The organism is Pseudomonas sp. LB3P14 (assembly GCF_054898045.1).
Genome location: NZ_CM142714.1, coordinates 4694601 through 4712278 on the forward strand (window position 1 = coordinate 4694601; position 17678 = coordinate 4712278).

At 56.3% G+C, this 17678-nt stretch carries 2 protein-coding genes; both read right to left on the reverse strand.

Annotated elements, in window-relative coordinates; genetic code table 11:
* Positions 1-39 precede the first annotated feature (39 nt).
* A complete protein-coding gene (locus ACYZT5_RS21625) occupies positions 40-15843 on the reverse strand; it encodes an Ig-like domain-containing protein (protein ID WP_462047330.1) in 15804 nt (5267 codons plus the stop codon).
* Between the two features lie 308 nt (positions 15844-16151).
* The gene (locus ACYZT5_RS21630) at positions 16152-16817 is read right to left on the reverse strand and encodes a LuxR C-terminal-related transcriptional regulator (RefSeq protein ID WP_462047331.1); all 666 of its coding nucleotides are present in this window, start codon (positions 16815-16817) and stop codon (positions 16152-16154) included.
* Positions 16818-17678 lie beyond the last annotated feature (861 nt).

Genomic DNA, 17678 nt, shown 5'->3' on the forward strand with positions numbered 1-17678 from the left:
GTGGTAAATGGCGGTATCGTAGTACCGCCTCTCGAGTAATTACACCAAGTTCACCGTCACCCCCTGTTGCACAAGCACCTCAGCATCAAGGGTCGAGTGTTGGTAGGTGTTGTAGACAACACCGGCCACCGTGACGTCGCCCATAAGAGCCCAGTCGCCTGGATCGGTGCCGTCAGGCAGCAGCTCTTCAAGTTGTACAGTGTCGCCAACATTACCTTTAACCATCATTTGTATCTGGTCATCATTAATAAATAAGTTCCTGCCGCCCCCCTCCAGCACATCAGATAGCGATAGCGCATTGTGATATTCGCCCAACTCTGAAGAATATTCGAGCTCGGCATCGCTAATATTTCTTACCAGACCGGAGAGATCAAGAATCGATTTGTGACCAAGCAAATCACGCGCATCTATATTGCGCCCCATTAACACGAGAGAATCTGCATCATCCGAAATGTCATTCTCATGCAATACGCGATCCATAAAAATTGAGTTATCAAGGTTAATAGGATCATCCAAAGACAAAGACCTTACCCCTTGACCCCACTTTAAGTTATCAATTTTGTAGCCATTGGCATGGTCCGTTCCAGAACTAATGATTATGTGCGATATCAATGTTCCTGAAGGTGCTTTGAATTCTACTTTCGACCAACTAGCTCCTACGTGACCGGCATTAGGCGTCAGGTAAATATTTTTTCCGATTTGAAGGCCGTCCACGCCGTACACCAGAACGGCACCTATATTCTGGTACAGCAAGCCAAAGTAATCAAATGAAAAACTATCAGTTGGATCAGGCAGCGTCAGTCTCACAGCGGAGTTGTTGAACAACTGTAGGCCATACCCCATTGGCACGTCAACGGAGTCACCCTCTTTAGTAAATTGATATTGCCCTACAACACACAAAATTTTCACACCAGATGGCGGTGTTAAGCTTTGAGACTCAAAATTTTCATATCCAACAGATGCGGGAGGGACCACGTCAAATTTAAAAGCAGCTGAGCTCGCACTTGTGTTACCAGCTAAATCGCGCGCCTTTACAGACAGCGAATGAGCACCATTAAGAAGATCTTTCTCAGGAGTGAACGTCCAATTACCGGAAGCATCGGCGTTCGTATGACCAATTTCAATTTCTTGGTCATATATAGTGACAGTACTTCCAGCCTCAGCCTTACCAGAGATAGTTGGTTTGCTGTCATCGGTTTTATCCCCCTGTTGCAGATTTCCCTTGACCGAACCCTGATCGTCGTACACTGCGACGATAGTCGGCGCAGATGGCGCAACTGTATCTACCGTGAAACCGAAGTTATTAGACACGGTACTGGTGTTGCCCGCGCCATCGATAGCTTTGGCTGTCAGCGTATGGACACCTTCAGACAACGCCGTCGCTGGCGTGAACGTCCAGTTGCCCGAACTATTAACCAAGGTACGGCCAATCTCGGTACCTCTGTCAAAAATGACTACCGTACTGTTGGCTCCAGCTTTACCGCTGAGCGCCGGTTGGGAGTCGTCAGTGACATCGTTCTGTTTCAGGTTACCTTTAATGCTGCCCTGATCGTCATACACGGTATCAATTGTCGGCGCAGTTGGCGCAACAGTATCCACGGTGAGACCGAAGCTGTTAGACGCACCACTGGTGTTACCCGCAGCATCGATAGCTTTGGCCGTCAGCGTATGGACGCCTTCAGACAATGCCGTCGCTGGCGTAAACGTCCAGTTACCCGAAGTATCCGCCTTCGCACGACCGATCTCAGCACCCTTGTCATAAATGACTACGGTACTGTTGGCTTCAGCTTTACCGCTGAGTGCCGGTTTGGAGTCATCGGTGACATCGTTCTGTTTCAGGTTGCCTTTAATGCTGCCCTGATCGTCATAGACGGTATCAATTGTTGGCGCAGATGGCGCAACAATATCCACAGTGAGACCGAAGCTGTTCGACACACCACTGGTGTGACCCGCAGCATCGATAGCTTTGGCCGTCAGCGTATGAGCGCCCTGAGACAATGCCGTCGCTGGCGTGAACGTCCAGTTACCCGCAGCATCTGCCTTTGCACGACCGATCTCAGCACCCTTGTCATAAATGACCACTGTACTGTTAGTTTCAGCCTTACCTCTCAGGGTCGGCCTATTATCGTCAGTACTGTCACCCGCTTTCAGGTTGCCTGTGATTGCACCCTGATCGTCGTACACGGTATCAATAGTCGGCGCAGATGGCGCGACAGTATCCACGGTGAGACCGAAGCTGTTAGATGCACCACTGGTGTTACCCGCAGCATCGATAGCTTTGGCCGTCAGCGTATGGACGCCTTCAGACAATGCCGTCGCTGGTGTAAACGTCCAGTTACCCGAAGCATCTGCCTTTGCACGACCGATCTCAGTACCCTTGTCATAAATGACCACCGTACTGTTGGCTTCAGCCTTACCTCTCAGGGTCGGCTTATTATCGTCAGTAATGTCACCCGCTTTCAGGTTGCCTGTGATCGCACCCTGATCGTCGTACACGGTATCAATAGTCGGCGCAGATGGCGCAACAGTATCCACGGTGAGACCGAAGCTGTTCGACACTCCACTGGCGTTACCCGCGGCATCGATAGCCTTGGCCGTCAGCGTATGAGCGCCCTGAGACAATGCCGTCGCTGGCGTGCACCCCCAGTTACCCGCAGCATCTGCCTTCACACGACCGATCTCAGCACCCTTGTCATAAATGACCACCGTACTGTTGGCTTCAGCCTTACCTCTCAGGGTCGGCCTATTATCGTCAGTACTGTCACCCGCTTTCAGGTTGCCTGTGATCGCACCCTGATCGTCGTACACGGTATCAATAGTCGGCGCAGATGGCGCAACAGTATCCACGGTGAGACCGAAGCTGTTCGACACTCCACTGGCGTTACCCGCGGCATCGATAGCCTTGGCCGTCAGCGTATGAGCGCCCTGAGACAATGCCGTCGCTGGCGTGCACCCCCAGTTACCCGCAGCATCTGCCTTCACACGACCGATCTCAGCACCCTTGTCATAAATGACCACCGTACTGTTGGCTTCAGCTTTACCGCTGAGCGCCGGTTTGGAGTCATCGGTGACATCGCCCTGTTTCAGGTTGCCTTTAATGCTGCCCTGGTCGTCGTACACGGTATCAATAGTCGGCGCAGATGGCGCAACAGTATCCACGGTGAGACCGAAGCTGTTCGACACTCCACTGGCGTTACCCGCGGCATCGATAGCCTTGGCCGTCAGCGTATGAGCGCCCTGAGACAATGCCGTCGCTGGCGTGCACCCCCAGTTACCCGCAGCATCTGCCTTCACACGACCGATCTCAGCACCCTTGTCATAAATGACCACCGTACTGTTGGCTTCAGCTTTACCGCTGAGCGCCGGTTTGGAGTCATCGGTGACATCGCCCTGTTTCAGGTTGCCTTTAATGCTGCCCTGGTCGTCGTACACGGTATCAATAGTCGGCGCAGATGGCGCAACAGTATCCACGGTGAGACCGAAGCTGTTCGACACAACACTGGTGTTACCCGCGGCATCAATAGCCTTGGCCGTCAGCGTATGAGCGCCCTGAGACAATGCCGTCGCTGGCGTGCACCCCCAGTTACCCGCAGCATCTGCCTTCACACGACCGATCTCAGCACCCTTGTCATAAATGACCACCGTACTGTTGGCTTCAGCCTTACCTCTCAGGGTCGGCCTATTATCGTCAGTACTGTCACCCGCTTTCAGGTTGCCTGTGATCGCACCCTGGTCGTCGTACACGGTATCAATAGTCGGCGCAGATGGCGCAACAGTATCCACGGTGAGACCGAAGCTGTTCGACACTCCACTGGCGTTACCCGCGGCATCGATAGCCTTGGCCGTCAGCGTATGAGCGCCCTGAGACAATGCCGTCGCTGGCGTGCACCCCCAGTTACCCGCAGCATCTGCCTTCACACGACCGATCTCAGCACCCTTGTCATAAATGACCACCGTACTGTTGGCTTCAGCCTTACCTCTCAGGGTCGGCCTATTATCGTCAGTACTGTCACCCGCTTTCAGGTTGCCTGTGATCGCACCCTGATCGTCGTACACGGTATCAATAGTCGGCGCAGATGGCGCAACAGTATCCACGGTGAGACCGAAGCTGTTCGACACTCCACTGGCGTTACCCGCGGCATCGATAGCTTTGGCCGTCAGGGTATGGACGCCTTCAGACAACGCCGTCGATGGCGTGAACGTCCAGTTGCCCGAACTATTAGCCAAGGTACGGCCGATCGCAGCACCCTTGTCATAAATGACCACCGTACTGTTGGCTTCAGCTTTACCGCTGAGCGCCGGCTTGGTGTCATCGGTGACATCGCCCTGTTTCAGGTTGCCTTTAATGCTGCCCTGGTCGTCGTACACGGTATCAATAGTCGGCGCAGCTGGGGCGCCGTCAGCAAACACTTCAAAAGCGAATACATCGGACTTCTCACTGGCATTACCCGCCGCATCCACCGCTTCGACGACCAGCTTATGCTCGCCATGACTCAGAGGGATGGCTGGGGTAAAGGTCCACTGACCTTTGTCGTCCACCGGCGCACGGCCGATCTCAACACCCTTGTCATAAATGACCACGGTGCCGTTGGCTTCAGCTTTACCGCTGATAGTCGGCTTGTTGTCGTCGGTGATATCACCCGGCTTCAGGTTGCCCTGGACATCACCGACATCGTCAAACACAGACTCGATGCTCGGCTTGCCGGGCGTCACGGTATCGACCGTTACCACATAGGCATCGGACGGTGCACTGACGTTGCCGGCCTGGTCTTCGTTGGTCACCGTGAAGCTGTGCTCGCCGTTGTTCAGCGGGCTTGGCGTGAAACTCCAGTTGCCCTTGTCATCCACTTCGACGCTGCCCAGCTGGCTGTCGTTGTCATAGATGTGCACGGTGCTGCCCGGTTCACCGCTGCCCGACAGGGTCGGGGTGGTGTCATCGGTGCTGCCGCCGTTGACAATTGGGCCCTGGATCGCACCCACGTCATCGAGCACTTCACCAATGATGGCTTTACCCGGTGCAGTGATGTCGATCGTCAGATCAAATACCGCCGTCGGGGCACTTTCACCACCGGCTGCAGTGACCACGGTAGCGGTCAGTGAGTGTTTACCTTCCGCGAGCGCTTGAGTTGGCGTGAAGCTCCATTCCCCTTTGCCGTTGGACTGGGTAGAGCCCAGCAATACCTTGCCGTCGTAGATGTTGACGGTCGAGTTCGCCGTCGCCTTGCCGTGCAGGGTTGGTGTGCTGTCATCAGTCACGTCGCCGCTGGCCAAGTTGCCTGTTTTGCTACCGAAGTCATCCACGATACGAGCGATCGAGATATCTACGGTGCTGGTGTCGACAGTAAAGTCGATCGCAACACTCGGCTTGCCCAGGTTACCGGCTTTGTCTTGGACCGCTGTGCTCAGGCTGTGGCCACCGTCAACCAATGGCGTGCTTGGCGTGAAGCTCCAGTTACCCTTGTCATCAGCAGGAACACGACCGATCTCAACACCCTGATCATAAATGATCACGGTGCTGTTGGCTTCGGACTTGCCGCTGAAGGTCGGGGTATTGTCGTCAGTGATGTCGCCGCTGACGATTGGGCCCTGAATCGCACCCACGTCATCGCTCAGCTCAGCCGTGGCTGTGCCCGGAGCGGTGGTATCAACAGTGATCGGATACACACCCGTGCTTGGGCTGGTGTTGCCCGCACTGTTGGTGGCCGTCGCAGTGATGTTGTGCAGACCGTCTTTGAGGTCGGCATCTGGCGTGAAGCTCCAGTTGCCCTTGACGTCAGCTTCGACCGTGCCCAGCAACTTGCCGTTGCTGTAGATGGACACCGTGGTACCCGCTTCGGCCGTCCCCTCCAGGGTCGGACGTGCATCGTCGGTAACCCCTTCCTTCTGGATGTTGCCCTTGATCGAGCCGACATCGTCTTTCACCGCCGTGATGGCCGGTGCAGCTGGGGCGCCGTCAGCAAACACTTCAAAAGCGAAGGCATCGGACTTCTCACTGGCATTACCCGCCGCATCCACCGCTTCGACGACCAGCTTATGCTCGCCATGACTCAGAGGGATGGCTGGGGTAAAGGTCCACTGACCTTTGTCGTCCACCGGCGCACGGCCGATCTCAACACCCTTGTCATAAATGACCACGGTGCCGTTGGCTTCAGCTTTACCGCTGATAGTCGGCTTGTTGTCGTCGGTGATATCACCCGGCTTCAGGTTGCCCTGGACATCACCGACATCGTCAAACACAGACTCGATGCTCGGCTTGCCGGGCGTCACGGTATCGACCGTTACCACATAGGCATCGGACGGTGCACTGACGTTGCCGGCCTGGTCTTCGTTGGTCACCGTGAAGCTGTGCTCGCCGTTGTTCAGCGGGCTTGGCGTGAAACTCCAGTTGCCCTTGTCATCCACTTCGACGCTGCCCAGCTGGCTGTCGTTGTCATAGATGTGCACGGTGCTGCCCGGTTCACCGCTGCCCGACAGGGTCGGGGTGGTGTCATCGGTGCTGCCGCCGTTGACAATTGGGCCCTGGATCGCACCCACGTCATCGAGCACTTCACCAATGATGGCTTTACCCGGTGCAGTGATGTCGATCGTCAGATCAAATACCGCCGTCGGGGCACTTTCACCACCGGCTGCAGTGACCACGGTAGCGGTCAGTGAGTGTTTACCTTCCGCGAGCGCTTGAGTTGGCGTGAAGCTCCATTCCCCTTTGCCGTTGGACTGGGTAGAGCCCAGCAATACCTTGCCGTCGTAGATGTTGACGGTCGAGTTCGCCGTCGCCTTGCCGTGCAGGGTTGGTGTGCTGTCATCAGTCACGTCGCCGCTGGCCAAGTTGCCTGTTTTGCTACCGAAGTCATCCACGATACGAGCGATCGAGATATCTACGGTGCTGGTGTCGACAGTAAAGTCGATCGCAACACTCGGCTTGCCCAGGTTACCGGCTTTGTCTTGGACCGCTGTGCTCAGGCTGTGGCCACCGTCAACCAATGGCGTGCTTGGCGTGAAGCTCCAGTTACCCTTGTCATCAGCAGGAACACGACCGATCTCAACACCCTGATCATAAATGATCACGGTGCTGTTGGCTTCGGACTTGCCGCTGAAGGTCGGGGTATTGTCGTCAGTGATGTCGCCGCTGACGATTGGGCCCTGAATCGCACCCACGTCATCGCTCAGCTCAGCCGTGGCTGTGCCCGGAGCGGTGGTATCGACAGTGATCGGATACACACCCGTGCTTGGGCTGGTGTTGCCCGCACTGTTGGTGGCCGTCGCAGTGATGTTGTGCAGACCGTCTTTGAGGTCGGCATCTGGCGTGAAGCTCCAGTTGCCCTTGACGTCAGCTTCGACCGTGCCCAGCAACTTGCCGTTGCTGTAGATGGACACCGTGGTACCCGCTTCGGCCGTCCCTTCCAGGGTCGGACGTGCATCGTCGGTAACCCCTTCCTTCTGGATGTTGCCCTTGATCGAGCCGACATCGTCTTTCACCGCCGTGATGGCCGGTGCAGCTGGGGCGCCGTCAGCAAACACTTCAAAAGCGAATACATCGGACTTCTCACTGGCATTACCCGCCGCGTCCACCGCTTCGACGACCAGCTTATGCTCGCCATGACTCAGAGGGATGGCTGGGGTAAAGGTCCACTGACCTTTGTCGTCCACCGGCGCACGGCCGATCTCAACACCCTTGTCATAAATGACCACGGTGCCGTTGGCTTCAGCTTTACCGCTGATAGTCGGCTTGTTGTCGTCGGTGATATCACCCGGCTTCAGGTTGCCCTGGACATCACCGACATCGTCAAACACAGACTCGATGCTCGGCTTGCCGGGCGTCACGGTATCGACCGTTACCACATAGGCATCGGACGGTGCACTGACGTTGCCGGCCTGGTCTTCGTTGGTCACCGTGAAGCTGTGCTCGCCGTTGTTCAGCGGGCTTGGCGTGAAACTCCAGTTGCCCTTGTCATCCACTTCGACGCTGCCCAGCTGGCTGTCGTTGTCATAGATGTGCACGGTGCTGCCCGGTTCACCGCTGCCCGACAGGGTCGGGGTGGTGTCATCGGTGCTGCCGCCGTTGACAATTGGGCCCTGGATCGCACCCACGTCATCGAGCACTTCACCAATGATGGCTTTACCCGGTGCAGTGATGTCGATCGTCAGATCAAATACCGCCGTCGGGGCACTTTCACCACCGGCTGCAGTGACCACGGTAGCGGTCAGTGAGTGTTTACCTTCCGCGAGCGCTTGAGTTGGCGTGAAGCTCCATTCCCCTTTGCCGTTGGACTGGGTAGAGCCCAGCAATACCTTGCCGTCGTAGATGTTGACGGTCGAGTTCGCCGTCGCCTTGCCGTGCAGGGTTGGTGTGCTGTCATCAGTCACGTCGCCGCTGGCCAGGTTGCCCTGTTTGCTACCGAAGTCATCCACGATACGAGCGATCGAGATATCTACGGTGCTGGTGTCGACAGTAAAGTCGATCGCAACACTCGGCTTGCCCAGGTTACCGGCTTTATCTTGGACTGCAGTGCTCAGGCTGTGGCCACCGTCAACCAGTGGCGTGCTTGGCGTGAAGCTCCAGTTACCCTTGTCATCAGCAGGAACACGACCGATCTCAACACCCTGGTCATAAATAATCACGGTGCTGTTGGCTTCGGACTTGCCGCTGAAGGTCGGGGTATTGTCGTCAGTGATGTCGCCGCTGACGATTGGGCCCTGAATCGCACCCACGTCATCGCTCAGCTCAGCCGTGGCTGTGCCCGGAGCGGTGGTATCGACAGTGATCGGATACACACCCGTGCTTGGGCTGGTGTTGCCCGCACTGTTGGTGGCCGTCGCAGTGATGTTGTGCAGACCGTCTTTGAGGTCGGCATCTGGCGTGAAGCTCCAGTTGCCCTTGACGTCAGCTTCGACCGTGCCCAGCAACTTGCCGTTGCTGTAGATGGACACCGTGGTACCCGCTTCGGCCGTCCCTTCCAGGGTCGGACGTGCATCGTCGGTAACCCCTTCCTTCTGGATGTTGCCCTTGATCGAGCCGACATCGTCTTTCACCGCCGTGATGGCCGGTGCAGCTGGGGCGCCGTCAGCAAACACTTCAAAAGCGAAGGCATCGGACTTCTCACTGGCATTACCCGCCGCATCCACCGCTTCGACGACCAGCTTATGCTCGCCATGACTCAGAGGGATGGCTGGGGTAAAGGTCCACTGACCTTTGTCGTCCACCGGCGCACGGCCGATCTCAACACCCTTGTCATAAATGACCACGGTGCCGTTGGCTTCAGCTTTACCGCTGATAGTCGGCTTGTTGTCGTCGGTGATATCACCCGGCTTCAGGTTGCCCTGGACATCACCGACATCGTCAAACACAGACTCGATGCTCGGCTTGCCGGGCGTCACGGTATCGACCGTTACCACATAGGCATCGGACGGTGCACTGACGTTGCCGGCCTGGTCTTCGTTGGTCACCGTGAAGCTGTGCTCGCCGTTGTTCAGCGGGCTTGGCGTGAAACTCCAGTTGCCCTTGTCATCCACTTCGACGCTGCCCAGCTGGCTGTCGTTGTCATAGATGTGCACGGTGCTGCCCGGTTCACCGCTGCCCGACAGGGTCGGGGTGGTGTCATCGGTGCTGCCGCCGTTGACAATTGGGCCCTGGATCGCACCCACGTCATCGAGCACTTCACCAATGATGGCTTTACCCGGTGCAGTGATGTCGATCGTCAGATCAAATACCGCCGTCGGGGCACTTTCACCACCGGCTGCAGTGACCACGGTAGCGGTCAGTGAGTGTTTACCTTCCGCGAGCGCTTGAGTTGGCGTGAAGCTCCATTCCCCTTTGCCGTTGGACTGGGTAGAGCCCAGCAATACCTTGCCGTCGTAGATGTTGACGGTCGAGTTCGCCGTCGCCTTGCCGTGCAGGGTTGGTGTGCTGTCATCAGTCACGTCGCCGCTGGCCAAGTTGCCTGTTTTGCTACCGAAGTCATCCACGATACGAGCGATCGAGATATCTACGGTGCTGGTGTCGACAGTAAAGTCGATCGCAACACTCGGCTTGCCCAGGTTACCGGCTTTGTCTTGGACCGCTGTGCTCAGGCTGTGGCCACCGTCAACCAATGGCGTGCTTGGCGTGAAGCTCCAGTTACCCTTGTCATCAGCAGGAACACGACCGATCTCAACACCCTGATCATAAATGATCACGGTGCTGTTGGCTTCGGACTTGCCGCTGAAGGTCGGGGTATTGTCGTCAGTGATGTCGCCGCTGACGATTGGGCCCTGAATCGCACCCACGTCATCGCTCAGCTCAGCCGTGGCTGTGCCCGGAGCGGTGGTATCGACAGTGATCGGATACACACCCGTGCTTGGGCTGGTGTTGCCCGCACTGTTGGTGGCCGTCGCAGTGATGTTGTGCAGACCGTCTTTGAGGTCGGCATCTGGCGTGAAGCTCCAGTTGCCCTTGACGTCAGCTTCGACCGTGCCCAGCAACTTGCCGTTGCTGTAGATGGACACCGTGGTACCCGCTTCGGCCGTCCCTTCCAGGGTCGGACGTGCATCGTCGGTAACCCCTTCCTTCTGGATGTTGCCCTTGATCGAGCCGACATCGTCTTTCACCGCCGTGATGGCCGGTGCAGCTGGGGCGCCGTCAGCAAACACTTCAAAAGCGAATACATCGGACTTCTCACTGGCATTACCCGCCGCGTCCACCGCTTCGACGACCAGCTTATGCTCGCCATGACTCAGAGGGATGGCTGGGGTAAAGGTCCACTGACCTTTGTCGTCCACCGGCGCACGGCCGATCTCAACACCCTTGTCATAAATGACCACGGTGCCGTTGGCTTCAGCTTTACCGCTGATAGTCGGCTTGTTGTCGTCGGTGATATCACCCGGCTTCAGGTTGCCCTGGACATCACCGACATCGTCAAACACAGACTCGATGCTCGGCTTGCCGGGCGTCACGGTATCGACCGTTACCACATAGGCATCGGACGGTGCACTGACGTTGCCGGCCTGGTCTTCGTTGGTCACCGTGAAGCTGTGCTCGCCGTTGTTCAGCGGGCTTGGCGTGAAACTCCAGTTGCCCTTGTCATCCACTTCGACGCTGCCCAGCTGGCTGTCGTTGTCATAGATGTGCACGGTGCTGCCCGGTTCACCGCTGCCCGACAGGGTCGGGGTGGTGTCATCGGTGCTGCCGCCGTTGACAATTGGGCCCTGGATCGCACCCACGTCATCGAGCACTTCACCAATGATGGCTTTACCCGGTGCAGTGATGTCGATCGTCAGATCAAATACCGCCGTCGGGGCACTTTCACCACCGGCTGCAGTGACCACGGTAGCGGTCAGTGAGTGTTTACCTTCCGCGAGCGCTTGAGTTGGCGTGAAGCTCCATTCCCCTTTGCCGTTGGACTGGGTAGAGCCCAGCAATACCTTGCCGTCGTAGATGTTGACGGTCGAGTTCGCCGTCGCCTTGCCGTGCAGGGTTGGTGTGCTGTCATCAGTCACGTCGCCGCTGGCCAGGTTGCCCTGTTTGCTACCGAAGTCATCCACGATACGAGCGATCGAGATATCTACGGTGCTGGTGTCGACAGTAAAGTCGATCGCAACACTCGGCTTGCCCAGGTTACCGGCTTTATCTTGGACTGCAGTGCTCAGGCTGTGGCCACCGTCAACCAGTGGCGTGCTTGGCGTGAAGCTCCAGTTACCCTTGTCATCAGCAGGAACACGACCGATCTCAACACCCTGGTCATAAATAATCACGGTGCTGTTGGCTTCGGACTTGCCGCTGAAGGTCGGGGTATTGTCGTCAGTGATGTCGCCGCTGACGATTGGGCCCTGAATCGCACCCACGTCATCGCTCAGCTCAGCCGTGGCTGTGCCCGGAGCGGTGGTATCGACAGTGATCGGATACACACCCGTGCTTGGGCTGGTGTTGCCCGCACTGTTGGTGGCCGTCGCAGTGATGTTGTGCAGACCGTCTTTGAGGTCGGCATCTGGCGTGAAGCTCCAGTTGCCCTTGACGTCAGCTTCGACCGTGCCCAGCAACTTGCCGTTGCTGTAGATGGACACCGTGGTACCCGCTTCGGCCGTCCCCTCCAGGGTCGGACGTGCATCGTCGGTAACCCCTTCCTTCTGGATGTTGCCCTTGATCGAGCCGACATCGTCTTTCACCGCCGTGATGGCCGGTGCAGCTGGGGCGCCGTCAGCAAACACTTCAAAAGCGAAGGCATCGGACTTCTCACTGGCATTACCCGCCGCATCCACCGCTTCGACGACCAGCTTATGCTCGCCATGACTCAGAGGGATGGCTGGGGTAAAGGTCCACTGACCTTTGTCGTCCACCGGCGCACGGCCGATCTCAACACCCTTGTCATAAATGACCACGGTGCCGTTGGCTTCAGCTTTACCGCTGATAGTCGGCTTGTTGTCGTCGGTGATATCACCCGGCTTCAGGTTGCCCTGGACATCACCGACATCGTCAAACACAGACTCGATGCTCGGTTTGACCGGAGCCACGGTATCGACCGTTACCACGTAGGCATCGGACGGTGCACTGACGTTGCCGGCCTGATCTTCGTTGGTCACCGTGAAGCTGTGCTCGCCGTTGTTCAGCGGGCTTGGCGTGAAACTCCAGTTGCCCTTGTCATCCACTTCGACGCTGCCCAGCTGGCTGTCGTTGTCATAGATGTGCACGGTGCTGCCCGGTTCACCGCTGCCCGACAGGGTCGGGGTGGTGTCATCGGTGCTGCCGCCGTTGACAATTGGGCCCTGGATCGCACCCACGTCATCGAGCACTTCACCAATGATGGCTTTACCCGGTGCAGTGATGTCGATCGTCAGATCAAATACCGCCGTCGGGGCACTTTCACCACCGGCTGCAGTGACCACGGTAGCGGTCAGTGAGTGTTTACCTTCCGCGAGCGCTTGAGTTGGCGTGAAGCTCCATTCCCCTTTGCCGTTGGACTGGGTAGAGCCCAGCAATACCTTGCCGTCGTAGATGTTGACGGTCGAGTTCGCCGTCGCCTTGCCGTGCAGGGTTGGTGTGCTGTCATCAGTCACGTCGCCGCTGGCCAGGTTGCCCTGTTTGCTACCGAAGTCATCCACGATACGAGCGATCGAGATATCTACGGTGCTGGTGTCGACAGTAAAGTCGATCGCAACACTCGGCTTGCCCAGGTTACCGGCTTTATCTTGGACTGCAGTGCTCAGGCTGTGGCCACCGTCAACCAGTGGCGTGCTTGGCGTGAAGCTCCAGTTACCCTTGTCATCAGCAGGAACACGACCGATCTCAACACCCTGGTCATAAATAATCACGGTGCTGTTGGCTTCGGACTTGCCGCTGAAGGTCGGGGTATTGTCGTCAGTGATGTCGCCGCTGACGATTGGGCCCTGAATCGCACCCACGTCATCGCTCAGCTCAGCCGTGGCTGTGCCCGGAGCGGTGGTATCGACAGTGATCGGATACACACCCGTGCTTGGGCTGGTGTTGCCCGCACTGTTGGTGGCCGTCGCAGTGATGTTGTGCAGACCGTCTTTGAGGTCGGCATCTGGCGTGAAGCTCCAGTTGCCCTTGACGTCAGCTTCGACCGTGCCCAGCAACTTGCCGTTGCTGTAGATGGACACCGTGGTACCCGCTTCGGCCGTCCCTTCCAGGGTCGGACGTGCATCGTCGGTAACCCCTTCCTTCTGGATGTTGCCCTTGATCGAGCCGACATCGTCTTTCACCGCCGTGATGGCCGGTGCAGCTGGGGCGCCGTCAGCAAACACTTCAAAAGCGAATACATCGGACTTCTCACTGGCATTACCCGCCGCGTCCACCGCTTCGACGACCAGCTTATGCTCGCCATGACTCAGAGGGATGCTTGGGGTAAAGGTCCACTGACCTTTGTCGTCCACCGGCGCATGGCCGATCTCAACACCCTTGTCATAAATGACCACGGTGCCGTTGGCTTCAGCTTTACCGCTGATAGTCGGCTTGTTGTCGTCGGTGATATCACCCGGCTTCAGGTTGCCCTGGACATCACCGACATCGTCAAACACAGACTCGATGCTCGGCTTGCCGGGCGTCACGGTATCGACAATTACGATAAAAGGATCAGACTCATCAGATGCGTTGCCAGCTGGGTCGGTGATAACGACGGTGAAACCGTGTTCACCGTCTTCTAGAGCTGTTTCCGGAGTGAATGTCCACTGCCCATTGTCATCGACCACAACCTCACCGATGACCTTGCCGTCATCAATAATGGTCACCGTGGCACCAGGCTCGCTGGAGCCGCCCAGAGTCGGTTTATTGTCGTCGGTTGTTTCACCGGTTTTGATTGGCCCGACAATCGAACCAACGTCGTCGATGGCATTTTCAACGCCCGGATTGACCGGCGCAGTAGTGTCAACGTGGATTACCCATGGATCAGACGGCAGTGAACTGTTGCCCGCCGGATCGGTAATCACCGCCGTCAAGTCATGCTGACCTTCATTGAATTCAGTATTCGGGGTAAAGGTCCACTCGCCCTCATCATCGACCACAACCTCGCCGATAACCTTGCCGTTGTCGATTAGGGTGACAGTGTCGCCAGGCTCGCCTTTGCCAACTAGCGTTGGAGTAGTGTCATCGGTGACGCCACCGTTCGTGATCGAACCTTGAATCGACCCTTCGTTGTCCAGTACATCGCTAATGCCATGCCCATCACCGCCAAGACCTGGCTTTTGGGGAGAAACCGTATCGATGGTAACTGTATAAGGCAGAGACGACAGGCCGATGTTACCTGCGGCATCTGTCGCATGGGCGGTAAACACGTACTCACCGTCAGCCAAAGCTGTTGGTGTGAACTGCCAATTTCCATTGGCATCGACCAAGGTAGTGCCCAACAATTGTCCATGGACAAAGATAGACACCAGACTGTCGGGTTCTGCACGACCACTGAGGGTCGGAGTCGCGTCGTCAGTCTGGCCATGGTTGGCAATTACACCAATTTTCACGCCAACGTCGTCAGTGATGCTATCGATCACCACCTGGGAAGGAGCCTTAGTGTCGATTTCTAACTCAAAACCATCCGATGGTTCACCGCCTTTTTCCGGGACGATGACAATCACGTGCTGCCCTTCGTCTAGCGGCATCTCCGGGGTGAATTCCCAATTACCGTTCTCGTCTACAACAACTTTTCCGATCTCTTTTCCATTATCGGTAACTTGCAGTTCAGCGCCCGGAGTGCCGGTGCCGCTAAACGTCGGGGTGGTGTCATCGGTGATGTCGCCCGGCAGAAGGAGGCCTTGTTTATCGCCGACGTTGTCGGTCACTGTGCCAATTTCAGGCTGCTTTTCAGGAGTAGTCACGATCTCCGGGGGAGGAGCAGGCTGACTGGAGCCACCGTCGTCACGCGTTGCCGCGACGCCGAGACCGATCAAGCCCAGCGCCCCCAACCCCAGTACGCTTGGCCACAAGATGCCCGAGCCCGCCAGCGCCACCAGGTCATGACCAAAGCCATTTAATGCTTCAACACCCAGTACCTGAGGCGCAGACACATCATCCATCAAGAAAGCGACTTCGTGTTCGTGTTCGGCATCGGATGCCACGTACGGGTAATACGTGCCGTCCTCAGCCATACCGACAACCTGACTTTGGGTGTCGTAGAAGCCCTCGATTATCAGCTGAGGCTGATCAAGGTCAGTGCCCTCCAAGCTGATGTGCAGGTCTTTGCCAACGCGCTTGACCGTGATGTTTTCCGGCGCGAAGCCTTTTTCGCCTTCGGCAAGAATGTACTTGCCCTGTTCTATTGCCTTGATTCGGAGCGGCTCGCCATGCTTCGAGGTACGAAGCTCCAGCGCTTGAATAATCGTCCTGCCGTCTACCACTGCAATGCTCACTGCACTAGGAGTCACGTGCTCTACCTTTATTTCGTCAGGTTGTTTTTATGTCGCCAATGACGACATTCGCTTAAGTCGACCAGAATCTCTCGCTAGCCAACGGCGTTCTTGGGGTATAAGAATTCTCTTTAAGGCGGACGCCGAGTGATATGAGACCTGTCCCAATTAGGCAGTGCGCAGGCTAAAGCGGGAACGCGGACGATAGGCTCGCCGCTGGAATACAGAAAGGAACACGCAGGAGGGTGTGAAAGGAGGCGACTGAAAAATTGCGCGCCGAACGTTAAGGGTGTTTGGGACCCCCTTCCGCTACAGCGCGCCAAATATTAAGAAGACCGCAGGGAAAAAATCCTGAACAGGTCGAGATCATTTTTCAGACCCAGCTTTCGATAGGCGGCCTGTTTTTGTGCACTGATAGTTTTGACACTTCGCGCGGAGCTAATTGCAATTTGAGTAACCGTCAGGCCGCCGGCACATAACCTTAGTACTTCCCTTTCTCGCGATGTCAACATGGCGCTGTCAAACAAGTCGGCCCGAACATTATCGATTCCGGCATGCCGAGCACTAACTCTACGCTCAAAGTTTTGCTCAGGAGCCAACCTACAACAAAAGTAAAATTCACCAGACGCCAGAGAGCGAATTGCTTCAACATAATCCGTAAGGGGCTGATTTTTACACACAACGCCGTGGGCTCCCGCAGCCATAAGAGTTACAGCTGTTCCCAAATGAGGTTGATCCAACAAAACCAAGAACCTCAGTGCTGGCTGCTCAACTCTCAATATCCTGATAAGCTCAACACGGTTGCTATGCTCCAGTAGCTCCCCCATAAGTAGCAGGTCCCAACCTTCCTTACGCGCACCGCACAATGCAGTGGCGGAATTTGCGTAGGAGCCCGACACTGCTATACCCGGCTGATCAAGCAGATGCACGCACAAACCATAACGTGCAATTTCGTGCCTATCTAGCACCCCTACCCTGATAGGGTTCAACATGGCGAAACTCCATCTCCAGCTGATCGGTTCTTATTCCGCGAGAGCAAAACAGTTATTGGAGAACTCTTGAGACGAAAATGATCGCACTCAAGCTGGCTTCGAAACACCCCCTTCATGCGATTCCTATGCCTAATCACGCGTATCTGGCATTCGCAAAGATAGCGGTTCCGCACAATTTGAACTCCAAGATTTGTCTCAAAAAATCAAGATAGAAACCTTTGACCAAAAGACAGTCCAACACCGTTGGGGGGCGCGCCCCCCTGATTCCGGGCATTATTTGAGTTTTTTCGGTTTCGTTCGACCCGCGGCGAGTCAGGCTTTCCAGAATAAAGTCGAGTTTTTTCCAGATTCATACTTCAATATCAGCTTCTCCGACTGCGCTGCGCAGAACAAACGAAACCACTGCATCGTTATAGCCACACCCTATTGAGACTTTGCAATCGCAGTGGCATTCCCCAAAAGAACAAACCGAGACGCGTGCTTAGCGCCAGTGCGATCGGATTGCCCTGGAGCCAGCGCTAGAATGATTGGGGCGGCAACCACCAGCATCTCAATGCCATGATCAAGCGGAACACCAGCTAAACCGCGCGCAGTGCGGTTCACCTCTACCCCTGCCGGTGTCAAAATCAAACTACAGCTAAGAATATTCGGCATTCAAGCCTCCGAACTCTTATTTTTTGACGTGTGCGGTCCGGGTTGCTTGCGGACCCGCTCTCTCGCACATCAAGTTGCGCATCTAGAAATGTCCGATTGGCATACCTTCCTTTATTCATCATCAACATGCTGCGACGCTGGCTGACACCTACTGCCTGAGCGAACAGCTGATTCACTCACGTACGCGACCTAAGTCTCTTAACGGGC

What these genes read in the sequence shown, in the direction of transcription:
- ACYZT5_RS21630 (WP_462047331.1), bottom strand. Translation starts at nt 16,817, where the DNA reads ATGTTGAACCCTATCAGGGTAGGGGTGCTAGATAGGCACGAAATTGCA.